The organism is Acinetobacter sp. NBRC 110496, assembly GCF_000876115.1.
Lineage (GTDB): Bacteria > Pseudomonadota > Gammaproteobacteria > Pseudomonadales > Moraxellaceae > Acinetobacter.
The window spans coordinates 1-551 of the sequence record NZ_BBTF01000160.1; the positions used below are offsets into that span (position 1 = coordinate 1).

Consider the following 551-nt stretch of genomic DNA (forward strand, 5'->3'; position numbering starts at 1 on the left):
GGGAACAATCTCACCTTGTTTAAAGTATTGTCGTGAATCTGGTTGTGCTGGTGTTCTCCAATAACCTGTTTTAATACAGGCTTCTCCGCCCTTAACTTTCATTCGCTCTAGTTGTTGATCATCTAGAACTACTTTTGACTGTGTTCGAGCAAAATCAACCAAATCTTTTGGATAGAACTGATGTTCACAATATGACGTATCATCTATATCCAGCAACCACGTTACCGCTGCTGCTTCCCATGACCAATAGCCATAGTAACCTCTTCCTGATCTTAAATCAGTTTGAGGATGTTGATCATAATAAGGCTCTCGGCGGCTCGCCTCATACCAGTCTTCTAGGTATTGCAGCATTAAAGCTGGACGCTGTTCAGGTGAAGCATTAAACACTTTAATGAGCTTACGATAAGGCAAATGTCGTCTTGCTTCATCTGGTGGAGTTCCACGATCTGCAACAAAAGGAGTAACTAAACGCTCAATTAATCCATCTTTTTCCTGTCCTTCAGGTGTTGCTTCTACATAGTCAATGATTGGCATAATCCGATCCATCTGAT

1 protein-coding gene is annotated in these 551 nt (G+C 41.6%); it reads right to left on the bottom strand.

Features of this window, described 5'->3' with window-relative positions; genetic code table 11:
- Window positions 1–551 (bottom strand): PoNe immunity protein domain-containing protein (locus tag Aba26S_RS21035; protein WP_043975236.1); only part of this gene is annotated, 551 nt, incomplete at both ends.